Origin of the sequence: Cognatilysobacter segetis (assembly GCF_004359965.1) — a bacterium.
In the GTDB taxonomy this organism is placed as follows: Bacteria; Pseudomonadota; Gammaproteobacteria; order Xanthomonadales; family Xanthomonadaceae; genus Cognatilysobacter; species Cognatilysobacter segetis.
In genome coordinates this window covers 1-17491 of sequence record NZ_SMRQ01000039.1, presented here as the reverse complement: position 1 = coordinate 17491, position 17491 = coordinate 1, and the positions used below count along the sequence as shown (strand labels likewise).

At 71.6% G+C, this 17491-nt stretch carries 16 protein-coding genes and 1 pseudogene; 10 read left to right on the top strand and 7 right to left on the bottom strand.

Annotation, left to right across the window (positions count from 1 at the left end):
* Window positions 1–35: 35 nt before the first annotated feature.
* Window positions 36–470, bottom strand: a complete 435-nt coding sequence (locus E4F61_RS09885; RefSeq protein WP_133479515.1) for a DUF4442 domain-containing protein — start codon at window positions 468–470, stop codon at window positions 36–38.
* An 81-nt stretch (window positions 471–551) separates the two neighbouring features.
* The gene (gene trxA / locus E4F61_RS09880) at window positions 552–1418 is read right to left on the bottom strand and encodes a thioredoxin (RefSeq protein WP_133479498.1); all 867 of its coding nucleotides are present in this window, start codon (window positions 1416–1418) and stop codon (window positions 552–554) included.
* A gap of 74 nt (window positions 1419–1492) precedes the next feature.
* On the opposite strand from trxA, the gene E4F61_RS09875 reads away from it, so the two are divergent.
* A complete protein-coding gene (locus tag E4F61_RS09875; protein ID WP_133479497.1) occupies window positions 1493–2122 on the top strand; it encodes a DUF998 domain-containing protein in 630 nt (209 codons plus the stop codon).
* Here E4F61_RS09875 and E4F61_RS09870 read toward each other — a convergent pair.
* Together E4F61_RS09870 and E4F61_RS09865 are read right to left on the bottom strand one after the other, a co-directional pair.
* Window positions 2070–2321 carry a SemiSWEET transporter gene (locus tag E4F61_RS09870; protein WP_133479496.1) on the bottom strand — a complete coding sequence of 84 codons (252 nt, stop codon included), beginning with the start codon at window positions 2319–2321 and terminating at the stop codon, window positions 2070–2072. The two genes, E4F61_RS09875 and E4F61_RS09870, sit on opposite strands and share 53 nt — an antisense overlap.
* Before the next feature lie 97 nt (window positions 2322–2418).
* Window positions 2419–4149 (bottom strand): diguanylate cyclase, encoded by a 1731-nt coding sequence (locus tag E4F61_RS09865; protein ID WP_133479495.1) that lies wholly within the window; start codon window positions 4147–4149, stop codon window positions 2419–2421.
* Window positions 4150–4280: 131 nt separating this feature from the next.
* Here E4F61_RS09865 and leuS point away from each other — a divergent pair, with 131 nt between their 5' ends.
* The 6 genes and pseudogenes from leuS (at window position 4281) to rlmH (ending at window position 10476) form a co-directional block, all read left to right on the top strand.
* Entirely contained in the window at window positions 4281–7052 is a 2772-nt protein-coding gene (gene leuS, locus E4F61_RS09860) for a leucine--tRNA ligase (protein WP_133479494.1), read from the top strand.
* Between the two features lie 82 nt (window positions 7053–7134).
* On the top strand, window positions 7135–7707 hold the full coding sequence (locus E4F61_RS09855) for an LPS-assembly lipoprotein LptE (RefSeq protein WP_133479493.1): 573 nt from the start codon (window positions 7135–7137) through the stop codon (window positions 7705–7707).
* Between the two features lie 10 nt (window positions 7708–7717).
* Window positions 7718–8782 carry a DNA polymerase III subunit delta gene (gene holA / locus E4F61_RS09850; RefSeq protein ID WP_133479492.1) on the top strand — a complete coding sequence of 355 codons (1065 nt, stop codon included), beginning with the start codon at window positions 7718–7720 and terminating at the stop codon, window positions 8780–8782.
* Window positions 8782–9447: a nicotinate-nucleotide adenylyltransferase gene (gene nadD, locus E4F61_RS09845; RefSeq protein WP_133479491.1), complete on the top strand. Its 666-nt coding sequence runs from the start codon at window positions 8782–8784 to the stop codon at window positions 9445–9447. Before holA ends, nadD begins: the two co-directional genes overlap by 1 nt.
* 39 nt (window positions 9448–9486) lie before the next feature.
* Window positions 9487–9882: pseudogene (gene rsfS, locus E4F61_RS09840) on the top strand (ribosome silencing factor); the annotation flags it as partial.
* 123 nt (window positions 9883–10005) lie between these two features.
* Entirely contained in the window at window positions 10006–10476 is a 471-nt protein-coding gene (gene rlmH, locus E4F61_RS09835; protein ID WP_133479489.1) for a 23S rRNA (pseudouridine(1915)-N(3))-methyltransferase RlmH, read from the top strand.
* 42 nt (window positions 10477–10518) lie between these two features.
* On the opposite strand, the gene E4F61_RS09830 is transcribed toward rlmH, so the two are convergent.
* The 3 genes from E4F61_RS09830 to E4F61_RS09820 form a co-directional block, all read right to left on the bottom strand.
* The gene (locus tag E4F61_RS09830; RefSeq protein ID WP_133479488.1) at window positions 10519–11196 is read right to left on the bottom strand and encodes an energy transducer TonB; all 678 of its coding nucleotides are present in this window, start codon (window positions 11194–11196) and stop codon (window positions 10519–10521) included.
* Window positions 11197–11361: 165 nt separating this feature from the next.
* Window positions 11362–11562 carry a hypothetical protein gene (locus E4F61_RS09825; RefSeq protein WP_133479487.1) on the bottom strand — a complete coding sequence of 67 codons (201 nt, stop codon included), beginning with the start codon at window positions 11560–11562 and terminating at the stop codon, window positions 11362–11364.
* A gap of 1 nt (window position 11563) precedes the next feature.
* Window positions 11564–12298, bottom strand: coding sequence for an SIMPL domain-containing protein (locus tag E4F61_RS09820; protein ID WP_133479514.1), 735 nt, complete (start codon window positions 12296–12298; stop codon window positions 11564–11566).
* Window positions 12299–12432: 134 nt separating this feature from the next.
* On the opposite strand from E4F61_RS09820, the gene E4F61_RS09815 reads away from it, so the two are divergent.
* From E4F61_RS09815 to E4F61_RS09805, 3 genes are all read left to right on the top strand, one after another.
* Window positions 12433–13020: a Maf family protein gene (locus tag E4F61_RS09815; protein ID WP_133479486.1), complete on the top strand. Its 588-nt coding sequence runs from the start codon at window positions 12433–12435 to the stop codon at window positions 13018–13020.
* Window positions 13017–14504: a ribonuclease G gene (gene rng, locus E4F61_RS09810; protein ID WP_133479485.1), complete on the top strand. Its 1488-nt coding sequence runs from the start codon at window positions 13017–13019 to the stop codon at window positions 14502–14504. Before E4F61_RS09815 ends, rng begins: the two co-directional genes overlap by 4 nt.
* Before the next feature lie 21 nt (window positions 14505–14525).
* On the top strand, window positions 14526–17491 hold a 2966-nt coding region (locus E4F61_RS09805; protein ID WP_133479484.1), incomplete at its 3' end, for a YhdP family protein.

The following is a 17491-nucleotide window of genomic DNA, read 5'->3' as shown; positions in this document are numbered from 1 at the left end:
GAGCGCCGCGAAGGCGCGGTGGCAGCGAAGCGTGATCAGCGGCCCGGCTTGCGCCGCACGTACACCTGCTTGCGCACGAGCGCGACGGTGTCGCCCGCGGCGTCCAGCACGGGCGTCTCGAACCAGCGCAGATGCTTCGCGCCGTCCGCGGTCTCGGCGCGGATCGCGTCGAGCGTCGCGTCGTCGAGCCGGAACTCGGCGTGCACGATGCCGCGGCCGGGCTTGAGGAAATCGATCGTGCCCGCGCGATCCCAAACCACGTGATCAGCGCCGAGGCGGCGCATGACCAGCAACATCCAGAACGGATCGGTCATCGCGAACAGGCTGCCGCCGAAATGGGTGCCCACGGCGTTGCGGTTCCAGGGCCGCAGGCGCAGCTCCACGCGCGCGTGGCGGAAATCATCCGACAGCGCGGCCACGCGGATGCCCGCGAACAGGAACGGTGGCCACAGGTTCAGCAGGTGGCGCAGCGTGGCGGCGCCGACGCGGCGTGGGTTCAAGGCCGGCCCCGCGATGCGCGCCGCGGCACGGGTTGGTTCACGGGCGCCGGCTCAGAACAGCAGCGACGACATGCGCCGGCGGTAGCGGGAGACGAGATCCTCGTCGGCCACCACGCGGAACGCGTCGATGAGCGTGCGACGCGCGAGCCCGTCCTCGTATTGGCGATCGCGCGACAGCATGTCGATGAGCTGCTCGAAGCCATCGGCCTCGCGCCCGCCCAGCAGGCGTTGCACGGCCAGCAGGTGGCGCGCGCGCAGGTCGGACGGATCGGCGGCGATCGCCGCTTCCAGCACTTCGGGCGCCGGCGCGTCCTTCGACGCGGCCAGCAGCCGCAGGTGGGCGCGGGCGCGCTCGGTGCGATCGTCGGTGGCGAGGTTCGCGGGCAGCGCGTCGAGGAGGTGCTCGGCCTCGACCGTGGCGCCCACGGCGAGCAGCGCGAGCGCGAGGTCGAGCTTGAGCGCGTCGTCGTCCGGATTGGCCGCGACGTCCGCGCGCAGACGCACCACCGTCTCGTGCGGATCGGACGCGGGCAGCTCGGCGGCCGCGGGCTCTTCGGCGGCGGCGCGCGGCTCGATGCCGTGCGAGGCGAGGAATTCGCGCAATGCGCCTTCCGGCATCGCGCCCGGGAAACCGTCGACCAGCTGGCCGTCCTTCACGAGGAACACGGTCGGGATCGAGCGCACCTGGAACGCCGCGGCGAGCTGCTGCTCCTTGTCCACGTCGACCTTCGCCAGCAGGAACGCGCCGCCGTACTGGTCGGCGAGCTTCTCGAGGATCGGGCCGAGCGTCTTGCACGGGCCGCACCACTCCGCCCAGAAGTCGACCAGCACCGGCACCTGCAGCGAGCGCTGCAGGACATCGTCCTGGAAGCGGTCGGCGGTGGCGTCGAAGACATGCGGTTTCGCGTCGGCGGTCATGGCGGCTCCTGGAAGTCGGCGTTAACTGGGGGCGCGGCCCCGGCTGCGCAAGGCGGGCACGCTAGCATGGGGCGATGCAACGTCCCGTCAGCCTTCCGCGCATCGCCGCCGTATCGGCCGCCGCGCTGTTCGTCGCCTCGGTCGCCGGCTTCGGCGCCGCGTTCGATACGTTCTCGCACATGCAGCATCCGGTCGCCGCGCTCGGCGCGAGCGGGGTGCCGCGTGCGGGAGCATTCAACGTCGCGGGCTTCGTCGTGCCGGGGCTGCTCGCGGCGGTCGTCGCGCAGATGCTGCGTTCGCGGATGGCCGATACGCGCTTCGGTGCGCGGCTCGGCGTCCAGGTACTGACGCTCGCCGCGCTCGCGTTCGCGGCCCTGGGACTGCTGCCGCTGGATTCGTCGGACCTGATGTCGGCGGCCAGCCGACTGCATGCGGCCGCGTGGACGGCGTGGTGGGTCGCCTTCATGGCCGGCGCGCTGCTGCTGGCGGTCGGCATGCGCGGTACGCCTCACGCGCGTCGCTGCTGGCAGGTCGTCGCATGCGCGGTGGCGACGCTGGCGTTCGCGCTCCTGCTGCCCGGCCTGCTGCCGGTGGGCCTCGCGCAGCGCGTCGCGTTCGCGGCGTGGTTCGCCGGCGTGATCCTGCTGGCGCCTAGCGGTAGCGCAGCTTCATCGCGAGGATCGTCGCCGACGGGCCCAGCGTGACCAGGTTGGACACGATCATCGGCCATGAGCCGAGCACGACGCCGTAGAAGAACCAGCAGGCGACGCCGAGGGTGAACACGACGTACATCCCCAGCGAGATCCCGCGGGTATCCCGCGTGCGGATCGTATGGACGGCCTGCGGAAGGAACGAGAGCGTCGTCATCGCGGCGGCGACGTAGCCGATCCAGTCGCCTGTCATCGAGCGGGTCTCCGGCCGCCAGCGGTGGCGACGCGTACGGCGATGCGGCGGAGGGGGCGTTGCGGCATGAGGTGTCCTCGCAGGACGCGCGATTGAATCATGCGCCCTGCGATTCCGACAGCACGGCGCGTGCCTGCGGAAGGTGGCAGACCACGCGGTTCCGGCCCTCTGCCTTCGCCGAATACAGCGCCCGGTCGGCGTCCGCCATCAGCGTCTCCGGGCTGTCCATGCCGGCCCGCAGCTGGCTCAGGCCGATGGACACGGACACGGGCCCGAGTTCGCGGCGCATGTAACTGACGGTGGCGCCCGCGACCGCCTCGCGGATCTGCTCGGCGCGCGCGCAGGCCTGCTCCGTGCTCGCCTCGGGCATGACGACGGTGAATTCCTCGCCCCCGTAGCGGCAGGCGATGTCCTCGCCACGCGTGACCGCCGCGAGCACCTGGCCGATGCGCGTGAGCAACGCGTCGCCCGCGCCGTGGCCATGTTCGTCGTTGAAGCGCTTGAAGTGGTCGACGTCGAGCATGAGCACCGACAGCGGGCGATCGCGGCGTTCGCAGCGCTCGATCTCCCGCGGCAGGCTCTCTTCCAGGTAGCGGCGATTGTAGAGCCCGGTAAGCGGGTCCCGCAGCGACTGCACGCGCAGGCTCTCCCGCAGGCCGAGGCTGTACAGCACCAGGGCGAGGTGCTCGGCCACCGACTCGACTGCCGCGCGCTCCAGTTCGCTCAGAATGCGGCCGTGGCGCGCGCTCACGTGCAGCAGGCCGAGCACGTTGCCCTGGGAGGTCAGCGGAACGCAGGCCCCGCAGGCATGCGCCGGGTCGAGCCCGCGCAGGTGCTCGCACAGCGCGGTCGGCCGCGCGGGGTCGTAGACGTGGGTCGCGCCCCGACGCAGGCCCCAGCACTGGTCCGGCCGGATCACGTCGTCGTATTCGGCGCCGTGCGTGCCGAAGAGCGGGTGCAACTCGAGCAGGTTCTGCGACGCCCGCATCGCGTAGCAGACGCCTGCGCCGTTCGGGACCAGCTGGGCGAGCGCGTTGCCCGCGACATCCAGGGCTTCCTCGACGCCCTGGCAGCTGTGCAGAAGGCTCGCGAAGGCACCCAGCACGCGGCGCTGCTCGGCGAGCAGCTCGCGTTGCGCGGCGGCGGCTTCGAGGGTGGCGAGCGCGTCGCGGGCTTCGGCTTCGAGCGCGAGCGCGCGCCGCGTCTCCCGGCCGAGCATGCGCAGCAGGGCCGCCAGCATCGCCAGCGCGATGACGAGCCCGAAAAGGACGATGGCCGCGAGCCACCAGGCGTGCCGGTTGCTCGACGCGCGACGGTCGTCGAGCAGCCCCTGCTCGGACGCCTCCAGGGCGTCCGCCGCCGCGTCGATCGCGTCGCCGGTCCGGGCGCCGACGGTCATCATCGTCCGGTTCGCCTCCGTGGCGCGGCCCGCCGCCTGCAGCTCGACCGTGCGTTCGATCTGCGCCAGCCGCTCGCGCACGAGTTCGCGCAGCACCCGTGCGCGTCGCTCCTGGGCCGGGTTGTCGGACACCAGCGCGACGAGGGCATCGGCCTGCGCCGGCGCGAGCAGGCGGTGGCCGATGTAGTCGGCTTGCAGGCGTTCGTCGCCGCTGAGCCGGAAACCGCGGGCCGCGGACTCGGTGCTGTCCAGCGCGGACCGTACCGACTCGATCTTCGCGAGCACCTCGTAGGTGTGGCTCACCCAGCGTGCGCTCGATGAAATGGCGCCGATGCCCGCGAGCATCGCCGCGGTGACGCCGACCAGCAGCGTCACGAGGCCGGTCAGGACGAACGGGCGGCGGCGATCGCGGAGTCGGGAAGCGGGCATGGAGGGCGCGGGAGTAGGCTGCTCGCGATTGTGCAAGAGCCATGCCCTGGGCGACGTCGTTCCCGCGATGCGTGACGCCGATTTGTGCACTGCGATAGGCTTTTCGACCGCCCCCCGTCCGGACTGCCCCCGTGGCCTCCTCCAACGCGACCGACGTCAACCCCGCCAGCGCCGACCCGCGCGCCTACGATCCCGCCGCGGTTGAAGCCGGTGCCCAGGCCTTCTGGGACGGCACGCGTGCCTTCCAGGTCGACGAGTCGTCGCCCAAGCCCAAGTATTTCTGCCTGTCCATGCTGCCGTACCCGTCGGGCGCGCTGCACATGGGCCACGTGCGCAACTACACGATCGGCGACGTCATCAGCCGCTACAAGCGCATGACCGGCCACAACGTGCTGCAGCCGATGGGTTGGGACGCCTTCGGCCTGCCGGCCGAGAACGCCGCGATCAAGAACCGCACGGCGCCGGCGAAGTGGACCTACGCCAACATCGCGCACATGAAGGCCCAGTTGCAGCAGATGGGCTATGCGATCGACTGGTCGCGCGAGTTCGCCACCTGCCAGCCGTCGTACTACGTGCACGAACAGCGCATGTTCGTGCGCCTGATGAAGAAGGGACTCGCGTACCGCCGCAATTCGGTCGTGAACTGGGATCCGGTCGACCAGACCGTGCTCGCCAACGAGCAGGTGATCGACGGCCGCGGCTGGCGAACCGGCGCGGTGGTCGAGAAGCGCGAGATCCCGCAGTGGTTCCTCAAGATCACCGATTACGCGCAGGAGCTGCTCGACGGCCTCGACACGCTGCCGGGCTGGCCGGACGCGGTGAAGACCATGCAGCGGAACTGGATCGGGCGCTCGGAAGGCCTCGAGATCCGCTTCGACGTGCGCTCGCCGGCCGGCAATGCGGTCGAGCCGGTGACCGTGTTCACCACGCGGCCGGACACGCTCATGGGCGTGACCTTCCTGTCGATCGCCGCCGAGCACCCGCTCGCGCTGGCGGCCGCGGAGTCCGATCCGTCGCTGGCCGAGTTCATCGCCGGGCTGCGGCAGGGCGGCGTATCGGAAGCGGAACTGGAGACGCAGGAAAAGCGCGGCATGGACACCGGCCTGCGCGCCATCCATCCGCTGAGCGGCGAAGAGCTGCCGGTCTTCGTCGCCAACTTCGTGCTGATGAACTACGGCACGGGCGCGGTGATGGGCGTGCCGGGCCATGACGAGCGCGACTGGGCGTTCGCGAAGACGTACGACCTCCCGATCCGCATGGTCATCGCGCCGACGGAGATCCGCGACGCGATCCTCGAGGCCGCCAAGCACCTCGCGCGCCACGACGATCCGATGACCGTCGCGCTCGGCGAATCCGCGGCCGGCGATCCGTACGAGACGCGCGCGGCGGTCGAAGTCGTCGACGCGTTCGAGCGGAAGATCCTCGACGAAGGCGCGTGGACCGAGAAGGGCTGGATCGTCAATTCCGACGAGCTCGACGGCATGGAATACGCCGAGGCGTTCGAGCATCTCGCGCGCAGGTTCGAGGCCGAGGGCCGCGGGCGGCGCCGCGTCAACTTCCGGCTGCGCGACTGGGGCGTGAGTCGCCAGCGCTACTGGGGCTGCCCGATTCCGGTGATCTACTGCGACGCGTGCGGCGCGGTGCCGGTGCCCGAGGACCAGCTGCCGGTCGTGCTGCCGGAGGACGTCGAGTTCAGTGGCGTGTCGTCGCCGATCAAGTCCGACCCGGAGTGGCGGAAGACGACGTGCCCGTCCTGCGGCGCCGCTGCCGAGCGCGAGACCGATACGTTCGACACCTTCATGGAGTCGAGCTGGTACTACGCGCGCTACACCTCGCCGGGCGCGCCCGAGCAGGTCGACGCGCGCGCGAAGTACTGGCTGCCGGTCGACCAGTACATCGGCGGCATCGAGCACGCGATCCTGCACCTGCTGTACTTCCGCTTCTACCACCGGCTGCTGCGCGACGCCGGCCTGGTCGACGGCGACGAGCCGGCCACGCACCTGCTCACGCAGGGCATGGTCATCGCCGACACCTTCTACCGCGAGCTCGACAACGGCGCGAAGGACTGGATCAACCCGGCGGACGTCGAGATCGACCGCGACGAGCGCGGCAAGATCATCGGCGCGCACAGCAAGGTCGATGGCGGGCGCGTTCAGATCGGCGGCACCGAGAAGATGTCGAAGTCGAAGAACAACGGCGTCGACCCGCAGATCATGGTCGGCAGGTACGGCGCCGACACGGTGCGCCTGTTCTCGATGTTCGCCGCGCCGCCGGAGCAATCGCTGGAGTGGAACGAGGCGGGCGTCGAAGGCATGGCGCGTTTCCTGCGCCGCTTCTGGCGCGAGGTGATCACGCACGTGTCGCAGCCGGATCATCCGGAGGTGGACGCGTCGCAGCTCACCGCCGCGCAGAAGACGCTGCGCCGCCAGCTGCACGAGACGATCCAGAAGGTGGGCGACGACTACGGCCGCCGCCACAGCTTCAACACCGCGATCGCCGCGCTGATGGAGCTGCTCAATGCCGTCTCGAAGTTCGACGACATGAGCGAGCAGGGCCGCGCGGTGCGCCACGAGGCGCTGCAGGCGATGGTGCTCCTGCTCAATCCGGTGACCCCGCACGTCTGCCACGCACTGTGGCAGGCCCTCGGCCATCCGGAGACCCTGCTGGAGGACGTGCCGTTCCCGCAGGCCGATCCCGCCGCGCTGATACGCGACGCCGTGACGCTCGCGGTGCAGGTCAACGGCAAGCTGCGCGGCACGATCGACGTGGCGGTCGACCTGCCGCGGGAGGCGGTGGAGGCCGCGGCTCTCGCGGAGCCGGCGGTGGCGAAGTTCCTCGAGGGCCAGTCGGTCCGCAAGGTGATCGTGGTGCCGGGGAAGATCGTCAACATCGTCGCCGGCTGACGGGACGCGTCCGCGTGCACGCCACGTGGACGCGCCGCCTGCCGCTATTGCCGCCCGTCGCCGCCTCGTCCAGACTGCCCGCATGATCCGACGCCTGCTTCCCGCCGTCCTCGTCCTGGCCCTGTCCGGCTGCGGCTTCCATCTCCGCGACCAGATCACGGTGCCGACGCAGCTGAGCCCGCTGCACGTGGTCTCCTCGGACCGCTACAGCCCGCTCGCCGAGTCGATCGCGCAGGCGCTCGAGCGCGGCGGCGTGACCGTCGTGCGCGAAGGCGGCGAAGGCGCGGTCCTCGACGTGCTCGCCGAGCAATGGGGCGACACGCCGATCAGCGTGGACGCGCTGGGCCGCTCGCAGGAGTTCAGCCTTCGCTACGCGGTGATCTTCGAACTGCGTGACGCCGCGGGCCAGGTGGTCGTGCCGCGGCAGAGCATCGAGCTCTCGCGCGACTACGTCTCCAACCCGACCAGCGCGATCGGCGCCGAAGGCGAGCGCGAGACGCTGGCGACGGAGTTGCGGCGCGAGATGTCGTTCTCGGTGCTGCGCCGGATCGACGCGGTCATGAAGTCCGGCCGCGTCAAGGAGCTGCAGCCGATCCCGCAGCCGGCGATCATGCCGAACCCCGCCGACGCCGCCGCAGGCAACCCGGCCGGCTGAGCCGGTCGTCGTGGACCTCACGCCCGAGCAACTCGTCGCGCAGCTCGCCTCCGGGCCGCTGCAACCCGCCTACCTGATTGCCGGCGCCGAGCCCCTGCTGGTGCTCGAGGCCGCGGACGCCGTGCGCGCGGCCGCACGCCGCGACGGCATCGGCGAGCGCGAAGTCTTCGAAGCCGGCGCCGGCCAGCGCGAGCCCGACTGGGACGCGATGTCCGCCACCTTCAACGCGCCGAGCCTGTTCGCCACGCGGCGGCTGGTCGAGTTGCGCCTGCCGACCGGCAAGCCGGGCAAGGAAGGCGCGAAAGTCATCGCCGATTTCTGCGCGAATCCGTCGCCGGACGTCGTGCTGCTGGTGACCTGCGAGGACTGGAGCCGCAGCCATGGCGGCGACTGGAGCCAGGCGATCGGCCGCATCGGTCGCATCGCCATCGCATGGCCGGTGAAGCCGCACGAGCTCGCCGGCTGGCTGGATCGGCGCCTTCGCAGCCGCGGCTTCTCGCCGGATCGCGACGCCGTGCTGCACCTCGCCGAGCGCGTGGAGGGCAACCTGCTCGCCGCGGCGCAGGAAGTCGAGAAGCTCGCGCTGCTGTTCAAGGACGCCGGCGAAACGCCGCGCGGCGGCCGCCCGTTGACGCTCGACACGCTGCAATCGCTCGTCGCCGACGCCTCGCGCTACGACGTATTCCGCCTGCTCGATGCTGCGATGAACGGCCAGCCCGTGCAGGCGGTCCGCATCCTCCATGGCCTGCGCGCCGAAGGCGACGCGGTGCCTGCGCTGCTCGGCATGATCGTCATGGAGTTGCAGCGCGGTGCGGCGCTCGCGCAGGTGCAGGCCAAGGGCGGCAACCTCGTCGCGGCGTTCAAGGCGCAGCGCGTCTGGGACGCCAAGCAGCCGATGTACCGGCGCGCGCTCCAGCGCCATTCGCCGCCGGCCTGGGAGGCGCTGCTGGTGCAGGCCGGCCTGGTCGATCGCATCGCCAAGGGGCGCGCGCAGGGCGATGCCTGGGTCGCGCTGGAGCGGCTGATGGTCGCGCTGGCCGAGCGTGGCGCGATGCGGCTGCTCGCCGCCGGCTGATGCGGGCCTGGGTCGGCTACGGCGGCACGTTCGATCCCATCCATTGCGGGCACATTGCCGTGGCGGGCGCGGTGCGCGACGCGCTCGACGTCACCGTGCATCTGCTGCCCGCGGCCGATCCGCCGCACAAGGATTCGACCCACGCCGACGCCTCGCAGCGCCTGCGCATGGTCGAGCTCGCCGTCGCGGGGGAACGCGGCCTGCGCGCGGATGCGCGCGAGCTGTCGCGCTCCGCGCCGTCCTACAGCATCGACACGCTGGCCGAGGTGCGCGCCGAGGTCGGCCCGGCGTGTCCGACCGCGTGGGTGATCGGTGCGGATTCGCTCGCGCAGCTGCACCGCTGGCACCGCTGGCACGCGCTGTTCGAGCTCGCGCACGTGATCGCCGTGGGGCGGCCCGGCTTCGGCCTCGACGTCGACGGGCTCGCGCGCGTCGACACCGAGCTCGCCGACACGATCCGCCGTCGCTTGCAGCCGCTCGACCGCCTGCTCGCGGCCCCGTGCGGCGGCCTGGCCGTGCTGCCGATGTCGCCGCCGCGTCCGGAATCGTCGACCGAGATCCGTCGGCGCATCGCCGCGCATGAATCGTGGATGTCGATGGTGCCGCCGCCCGTCGCCGCCTACATCGTCCGTCACCGGCTCTATGCACGGCCGGATCCAGCCTGATCCCTATACTTGGCGCCCTTCGCCCGGAGACATGCCCCCTTGAGTACCGAAGCCCACGTCATCAAGACCCGCCTGCCCAGCCCGCCGCCGTCGGTGGACGAACTGCTGCAGAACGTCCGCGAGGCCGTCGAGGAGCTGAAGGCGCGAGACGTGGTCGAGATCGACGTACGCGGGAAGAGCAGCGTCACCGACTACATGGTGATCGCGTCGGGCACGTCCACGCGGCACGTGAAGTCGATCGCGGACGAGGTGGTGAAGTTCGCCAAGAAGCTCGACGTCATGCCGCTCGGCGTGGAGGGCGAGCGCGAGGCGGAATGGGTGCTGGTCGACCTCGCCGACGTGATCGTGCACGTCATGCTGCCGCGCGTGCGCGAGTTCTACGCGCTCGAGCGCCTGTGGACGGTCGGCGACGAGCCGCCGCAGAAGGTCGACGAGTTCGCCCACGGTCACCTCGGCGACGATTTCCCGGACGAGGAACCGCTGAGCTTCGAGGACGACGCGGACGAATTCGACGTCGAGCCCCGCCCGCGTCCCGCGCTCTGATCGCAGGATGCGGCGGTGAAAGCGCGCCTCATCGCCGTCGGCGAGCGCGCGCCGGGCTGGGTGGCCGAAGGCTTCGCGGAATACCGCAAGCGCCTCTCGCACTGGCTGCCGTTCGAGCTCGTCGAAGTGGAGCCCGGCCTGCGCGGCAAGGGTCGTGATGCGGCGCGCGCGCAGTCGGACGAGGGCGCGCGGGTAGTCGCCGCGATTCCGCGCAATGCCTGGGTCGTGACGCTCGACGGCGGCGGCCGCGGCTACAGCTCCGAACAGCTCGCGCAGCGGCTCGAGCACTGGCGCGGGCAGGGGCGCGACCTCGCGTTCCTGATCGGCGGCCCGGAGGGTCATCCGCCCGACGTACTGCAGCGCGCGGACGAATCGTGGTCGCTCGGACCTTTGACGCTGCCGCACATGCTCGTGCGCCTCGTGGTCGCCGAACAGCTCTACCGCGCTGCCGCGCTGCTCGCGAACCACCCGTACCACCGGGCGTGAGACGACCGGCCGGGCGTTCCGTCGCCCGGCGCGGCGCCGACCTCACTGCAGCGAAAAGTCCACCGGCACCAGGCCGATCGCCTGCACCGGGCGGCCGTTGCGCATCGCCGGCTTGAATCGCCAGTGGGCGAGCACCTGGCGCTTGGCCGCGAGGTCGAGTTCGCGGTGACCGCTGCTGCGCGAGATCGTGACCTGCAACGGACGGCCGTCGACGTCCACCAGCACTTCCAGTAGCACCGTCCCCGTGTCGCCCTGGACGAGCGAGTCGCGCGGGTACGCGGGCGCCGGGTTCGCGGCGTATTCCAGATGCGCGCCCGCGAGCGGCTTGCCGTCGTCGGCGGGGGCGATGACCGCGTCGCCGCTGCCGCGCAACGCGAGGTCTTCGGTCATCGGGGGCACGACGAGGTCGTCGACCTGCGGCATGGGATCGGCCACGGGCGGCGGATCGACGGCCGGTGCCGCCTGCGCGGGCCGCGCGGGCGCGGAATGCGCCTGCTCGACCTTGGTGCGGATCGGCTCGGGCTTCGGCGGCGGTACGAGCTTGGGCTTCACTGGTGTGTAGAGCGTCATCGAATCGCGCACGGCCTGGACGACCACGGGCGAGGAGAACGGCGCGACCAGCAATGCGAACAACAGGCCGTTGACCGCGATCGCGCCGCTGATGGCGGCGATGCGGTTGGGGTCGAGCGGGGCGACGCGGGGTGCGTGGATGGTCTGCATGGCCGGCTCCTCGTGTGGACTGTGCCGGTGCAAACGCGCGGGATCGGCGCGTGGGGTTGAACCCGCGCGCGACGATGTCGATTCGCGACGACGGTCGCGCTGCGGGTGGCGCAAAAGCGAAGAGCCCGCAGGTGCGGGCTCTTCGGTCGATGCGAGAGGGAGCGCTCAGTCCGCGGCGGGGGCCGGCGAGTCGCCCTGCGGACGGTCCAGCGCGCCCGCCTCGGGGTTGGGCGCCTTGCAAGTGCGGGGATCGCGCGCGTCGGCCTTGTCGCGCGGCTGGTTCTCGGCGTAGCCGGGGTTGGCGCCGGGGCGCGGGTCGGCCACGGAAGCCGTATCGCGACCGCGCGGGATGTCGGGCGTGCTCATCTCATTTTCCCAGTTCGAAGACGACGTTTAGGTTGACCGACAGGACGTTCTCGCCGGGCGAAATCGGCGTGGCTTCGTCGCGCGCGGCCTTGGCCATCGAGTACATCGGAATGGGCCGCGGGATCGACGCGCCGCCGGTCTCGTCGATGCTCACGATGCGGCGGACGTGCAGGCCCAGCGCCTGCGCATACATGTCGGCGCGCTTGCGGGCCTTGTCGAGCGCCGCCCGGCGCGCCTCGTCGAGCACCGGCTCCTTCTGGTCGATGTCGAAGCTCGGGCCGTTCACCTGGTTCGCGCCCGTCGCCACGAGCGCGTCGAGGATCCGGCCGAGCTTGGCGATGTCGCGCACGGTGACGTTGACCGTGTTGCTGGCCTGGTAGCCGGTGATCGCCGGCGGCTGGTTCTCGGCGTAGCGGTACTGCGGATTGAGGTTCACCCCTGCGGTCTGCACGTCGCGTTCGGCGACGCCCGCGGCGCGGATCGCCGCGACCACCTTGGACATCTGGTCGGCGTTCTGGCGCAGCGCGGTGTTCGCGTCGGCGGCCTGCGTCACCACGCCGGCGGACACGGTGGCGATGTCGGGTGCGCGCCGGGCTTCGGCCTGGGCGGCGACCGACAGCAGCGTGCCGTCGAACGACACCGCCGGGGCGGGCACGGTTTGGGCATCGACGGACATGGCGAGGCTCCCGAAGGCGAGCGCGGTGGCGAGGGCGAGGTGGCGGAGGGCGGGGCGCATGGCGGTCATCGGAGCTCCTGTTGGATGCGAGGGTCGGTACGGACGGGTGAACGAGCGGTGAGACGCGACAGGGTCACGCCGCGATGGGAATCGTTCAGCCGGTGCATGCGCGAGCGCGGGTTATGCTTCGATCGATGCTCTATCTCGCCTCCAAATCCCCGCGCCGGCGCGAGCTGCTCGCTCGCCTCGGGATCGATCCCCGCCTGCTCGACATCGACATCCCCGAAGTCCGCCAGCCGGGGGAGCATGCCTTCGATTACGTGCGGCGGGTGTCGCGCGAGAAGGCCGGCGCCGGGCTTCTCGAGGTCGCGGGCGTGCCCGATGCCCGCGTGCTCGCCGCCGATACCGAGGTCGTGCTGGACGACGAGGTATTCGGCAAGCCCGTCGATGCCGACGATGCGGTGCGCATGCTGACCCGACTTTCCGGCCGCACGCACCAGGTGATCAGCGTGGTGTGGCTGCTCTCGGCGGCGCGCGAGGCGCAGGCGATCAGCGTGTCGGAGGTGACGTTCGCCGCGCTCACGCCGGCCCAGCTGGACGGCTACATCGCCTGCGGCGAATGGCAGGGCAAGGCCGGCGCCTACGCGATCCAGGGCCGTGCCGAGGCATTCGTCACCCGGCTGGACGGCAGCTACTCCGGCGTCATGGGCCTGCCCGTGCACGAGACCGCGAAACTGCTCGCCGAGTTCGGCATCGACATCTTCGCAGGCGCGACCGCATGAGCGAGGAAATCCTGGTCAACGTCACGCCGCGGGAAACGCGCGTGGCGGTCGTCGAGAACGGGATGCTGCAGGAGCTGCACATCGAGCGCGGCTGGCGTCGCGGGGTGGTGGGCAACATCTACAAGGGCCGCGTGCAGCGGATCATGCCGGGCATGCAGGCCGCCTTCATCGACATCGGCCTGGAGCGCGCGGCCTTCCTGCACGCGGGCGACATCGTCAAACCCGTCGCGGTGGCGGATGCCGGCGGCGACGAAGCGCCGCTGCCCCCGCAGCCCACGCGGCCGATCACGGAACTGCTGCGCGACGGGCAGGACATCATCGTGCAGGTGGTGAAGGATCCGATCGGCAGCAAGGGCGCGCGGCTGACCACGCAGCTCAGCATTCCATCGCGCTACCTCGTGCTGCTGCCGCGCACGCGCGTCGTCGGCGTGTCCGCGCGCATCGAGGACGAGGCCGAGCGCGCGCGCCTGAAGCAGATCGTGACGTCGCTGTCGCCCGCATCGGCGCAGCACGGCTACATCGTGCGCACCAATGCCGAGGGCCAGCCCGACGAGGCCATCGCCGAGGACGTCGCCTACCTGGGTCGCGTCTGGGCGTTGATCGAGGAGCGCTCGCAGAGCGCGAAGCTCGGCGAGCGCGTGTACGAGGACCTGTCGCTGCCGATGCGCGCCGTGCGCGACCTGCTGCGCCGCGACGTCGAGAAGGTGAAGGTCGACTCGCGCGAAACCTGCGACAGGCTCAAGGCGTTCGCGGCGCAGTACATGCCGGGGCTCAACGAGAAGATCGAGCACTACAGCGGTGCGCGTCCGATCTTCGACCTGTACGGCGTCGAGGACGAGATCCAGCGGGCGCTGGACAAGGAAGTGCCGCTCAAGTCGGGCGGCTACCTGGTGATCGACCAGACGGAAGCGATGACGACGGTGGACGTGAACACCGGTTCATTCCTCGGTCAGCGCAACCTCGAGGAAACCGTCTACCGGACCAATCTCGAGGCCGCCCAGTCGGTCGCGCGTCAGCTCCGGCTCCGTAACCTCGGCGGCATCATCATCATCGACTTCATCGACATGACGGACGCCGAGCACAAGCGGCAGGTGCTCCGCCAACTCGAGAAGGCGCTCGCCCGCGACCACGCCAAGACGACCGTGTACGACTTCTCCCCGCTGGGTCTCGTCGAGATGACCCGCAAGCGCACCACCGACAGCCTGCAGCGGCAGCTCTCCGAGCGCTGCCACGAATGCGGTGGGCGCGGTTCGTTGAAGACGCCGGAGACGGTGACGTACGAGATCTTCCGCGACGTGGTGCGGCAGGTGCGCCAGTTCGATGCGCAGCGGCTGCTGGTGATCGCCTCGCCGAAGGTGGTGGCGCGCATCACCGACGAGGACTCGGCCGCCGTCGCCGAGCTGGAGGAGTTCCTCGGCAAGTCGATCCGCTTCCAGGCGGACGAGCAGTACTCGCAGGAGCAGTTCGATGTCGTGCTGCTCTGATCCGGCGCCGCCGATCGCGCCGTGATCCTGCGCCATGCCAAGCGCGCGCACGTCGGCCTGGGCTACCTGGCCGCCGTCGCGGTCCTCGCGTTCGCCCTGCTGCTGGGCCTGGTCAGCCTCGCGCTGCCGGTGCTGGCGCAGCACCCGGCGCAGGTGCGCGCATGGCTCGAGCACCGCACGCAAAGGCCGGTCGCGTTTTCCGGGCTGCGCACGCACTGGACCCGGCTCGGTCCGCTGATCGAGCTGCAGGACCTGCGCATCGGCGATGGCGACCGCGCCGTCGCGATCGGTGACGCCGAGCTGCTGGCGTCGGTCTATCTCGGCCTGCTGCCGGGCCACGCCTTCACCGAGCTGCGCCTGCGCGGCCTGGACCTCACGCTCGAGCGCGGCGCCGACGGCCTCTGGCAGGTACGCGGCCTTCCGGGGCAGAAGCAGGACACCACCGGCGATCCGTTCGCGGTGGTCGAGCGGCTCGGCGAACTGCACGTGATCAACGGCCGCCTCGCGATCGTCGCACCCGCCTACGGTATCGACACCGCCATTCCCCGCGTCGACCTGCGCCTGCGCGTCGACGGCCCGCGGGTACGTGCCGGCCTGCGGGCGTGGCCGCGCGAAGGCGCGCCGCCTGTCGACGGCGTGCTCGATTTCGATCGCGACGAAGGCCGCGGCCGCGCCTACGCGGGCACCGCGAACGCCGACCTGCGCGACTGGGCCGACACGCTGCACGCGGGCGGCGTGCGCGTGAGCGGCGGTCGCGGCGCGGCGCGCGCCTGGGCGGAGCTGCGCGACGGACGCGTCGTGCAGGTCACCGGCGAGGGCATGCTGTCGGATGTCGCGCTGGACGGCGCGGCGCTGGATGGAACGACGCCGCGCGCCGTGTTCGATCGCGTGGAGGCGCTGGGCGTATGGCGGATGCAGCGCGGCACGTGGCAGGTTTCGCTCCCGACGCTGCGCGTGCAGCAGGGCGCGTCGAAGCAGGTGCTCGACGGCCTGTCGCTGGCCGGCGGCGGACACTTCGACCTCGATGCCCGCAAGGTCGACGTCGCACCGCTGCTGCAGGCCGCCGCGCTCACGGACCGGCTGCCGCAGTCGACGCGGCGCTGGATCCGCCACGCGCGGCCGGCCGGCCAGGTCGCGGGCCTGCAACTGCGCAGCCGCGGCGGGCGCACCGCGGTGGAGGCGACGCTCGCTTCGGTCGGCTTCGACCGCGTGGGCGGCGCGCCCGGCCTGCACGGGATCGCCGGTCGCCTGAGCGGCGACGCCGACGGCATGCAGCTCGACTTCGATCCCGCCAGCACGGTGAGTTTCAGCTGGCCCCAGGCCTTCGGTCCCGACCACCGGGTGCACCTGCGCGGTCGTGCCGGCGTGTGGCGCGAACAGGCGGGTTGGCGCGTCGGCACCGATGCGCTGCACGTGGCCGGGCAGGGCTATGCCGCCGACGTGCGCGGCGGCCTGCTCTGGCAGGGCGACGGCAGCCGGCCCTTCATCGACATGGCCGTCGGCATCGGCAGTGCGCAGGTGCAGGTGGCCCGCCGTTTCTGGGTCCGCAACCTGATGTCGCCGTCTCTGGTCCACTGGCTCGACGGCGCGCTGCTCGGCGGCCGCGTCGAGCAGGGGCGCGCGGTGGTCGTCGGCGACCTCGACGACTGGCCGTTCCGCCATCACGAAGGCACGTTCGAGGCACGCGGACGCGTCGTCGGCGGCGCGGTGAAGTTCCAGCCCGACTGGCCCGCGGCCGAGGACGTGGATGCGCAGCTCGTCTTCGACGGCACCGGCTTCGACATCGACGGCAGCGGCCGCATCGGGCAGGTCCGCCTGCCGGTGCTGAAGGCATCGATCGACGATTACGGCCACGGCGCGCTCGCCGTGCAGGCGCAAGGCGATACGGAAGCCGCGCGACTTCTCGACGTCGTGCGCGCCAGCGGCCTGCGGCGCATGCAGCCGGAGACGATCGACGCGCTGTCGGCGAGCGGGCCCGCGCACGTGGATTTCGCGCTCGGCATGCCGCTCGACCGGCCGGCCCCGATCACCATCGACGGCAGCGTCGACCTGCGCGGCGCGATGCTGGCGGACAGGCGCTGGAACCTGCGCTTCGACGACGTGCGTGGCCGCGCACGCTATGACCTGCGCGGCTTCACGGCGACCGACCTGGCCGCGCGGCACGAGGGCCAGCCCGGCAGCCTCTCGCTGCGCGCCGGCGACGGCCACGTGCGCGCCGCCGCCAACGCATTCGAGGGCGACGTCGACGGCAGCTTCGACATCGACGAGCTGCTCGCCCGCGCGCCGGAGATGGCGTGGCTGTCGCCCTACGTCGCGGGCCGCTCGGCGTGGACGGTCGGCGTGGTCGTACCGAAGGGCGCGGGCGCGAACGTGCCGGCGCGCCTGCAACTGCGCAGCAACCTCGCGGGCACGTCGCTCGAGCTGCCGGCCCCGCTGCGCAAGCCGGCCTCGCAGCCGCTCGCGGCCTTCGTCGACACACCGTTGCCGCTCGGCAGCGGGGAAGTGCGCGTCGGCCTCGGCAATCTCGTTGGCGTGCGCGCGCGCACCGAGCGCGGCCGCACCGGCGTGCGGGTCGTCCTCGGCGACGGCACGGTCGACGAGCCCGCGCCCGTGTCCGGGCTGGTGGCGACCGGCCGCGCCGCGCAGCTCGATGCCCTCGACTGGATCGCGTTCACGCGCGGCGGGGACGACGCCGGCGGCAGCGGCGGCGGTCTGTCGCTGCAGAAGATCGACGTCACGACGCCGCGCCTGGCGATGCTCGGCGGCCAGTTCGGCGAGTCGCGACTGCAGGTATCGCCGGTCGCGGGCGGCGCGCTCGCCGTGCGCGTCGACGGGGCGTCGCTGGCGGGCGGCGTGACGGTTCCCGCCGGTGCGGGCCCCATCGTCGGGCGCTTCGGTCGTGTGTACTGGAAAGGCGCGGCGATACCGTCGTCCCCGGGCGTGGCAGCCGCTCGCGCAGCGCCGCAGCCGGCGCCGCCGCGCGGCCG

Excerpts from the sequence above, each read along its gene's own strand:
- trxA (WP_133479498.1), bottom strand. The coding sequence starts at position 1,418 with ATGACCGCCGACGCGAAACCGCATGTCTTCGACGCCACCGCCGACCGC.
- E4F61_RS09875 (WP_133479497.1), top strand. The coding sequence starts at position 1,493 with ATGCAACGTCCCGTCAGCCTTCCGCGCATCGCCGCCGTATCGGCCGCC.
- E4F61_RS09870 (WP_133479496.1), bottom strand. The coding sequence starts at position 2,321 with ATGACAGGCGACTGGATCGGCTACGTCGCCGCCGCGATGACGACGCTC.
- E4F61_RS09865 (WP_133479495.1), bottom strand. The coding sequence starts at position 4,149 with ATGCCCGCTTCCCGACTCCGCGATCGCCGCCGCCCGTTCGTCCTGACC.
- E4F61_RS09855 (WP_133479493.1), top strand. The coding sequence starts at position 7,135 with ATGATCCGACGCCTGCTTCCCGCCGTCCTCGTCCTGGCCCTGTCCGGC.
- nadD (WP_133479491.1), top strand. The coding sequence starts at position 8,782 with ATGCGGGCCTGGGTCGGCTACGGCGGCACGTTCGATCCCATCCATTGC.
- E4F61_RS09830 (WP_133479488.1), bottom strand. The coding sequence starts at position 11,196 with ATGCAGACCATCCACGCACCCCGCGTCGCCCCGCTCGACCCCAACCGC.
- E4F61_RS09825 (WP_133479487.1), bottom strand. The coding sequence starts at position 11,562 with ATGAGCACGCCCGACATCCCGCGCGGTCGCGATACGGCTTCCGTGGCC.
- E4F61_RS09820 (WP_133479514.1), bottom strand. The coding sequence starts at position 12,298 with ATGCGCCCCGCCCTCCGCCACCTCGCCCTCGCCACCGCGCTCGCCTTC.
- E4F61_RS09815 (WP_133479486.1), top strand. The coding sequence starts at position 12,433 with ATGCTCTATCTCGCCTCCAAATCCCCGCGCCGGCGCGAGCTGCTCGCT.
- rng (WP_133479485.1), top strand. The coding sequence starts at position 13,017 with ATGAGCGAGGAAATCCTGGTCAACGTCACGCCGCGGGAAACGCGCGTG.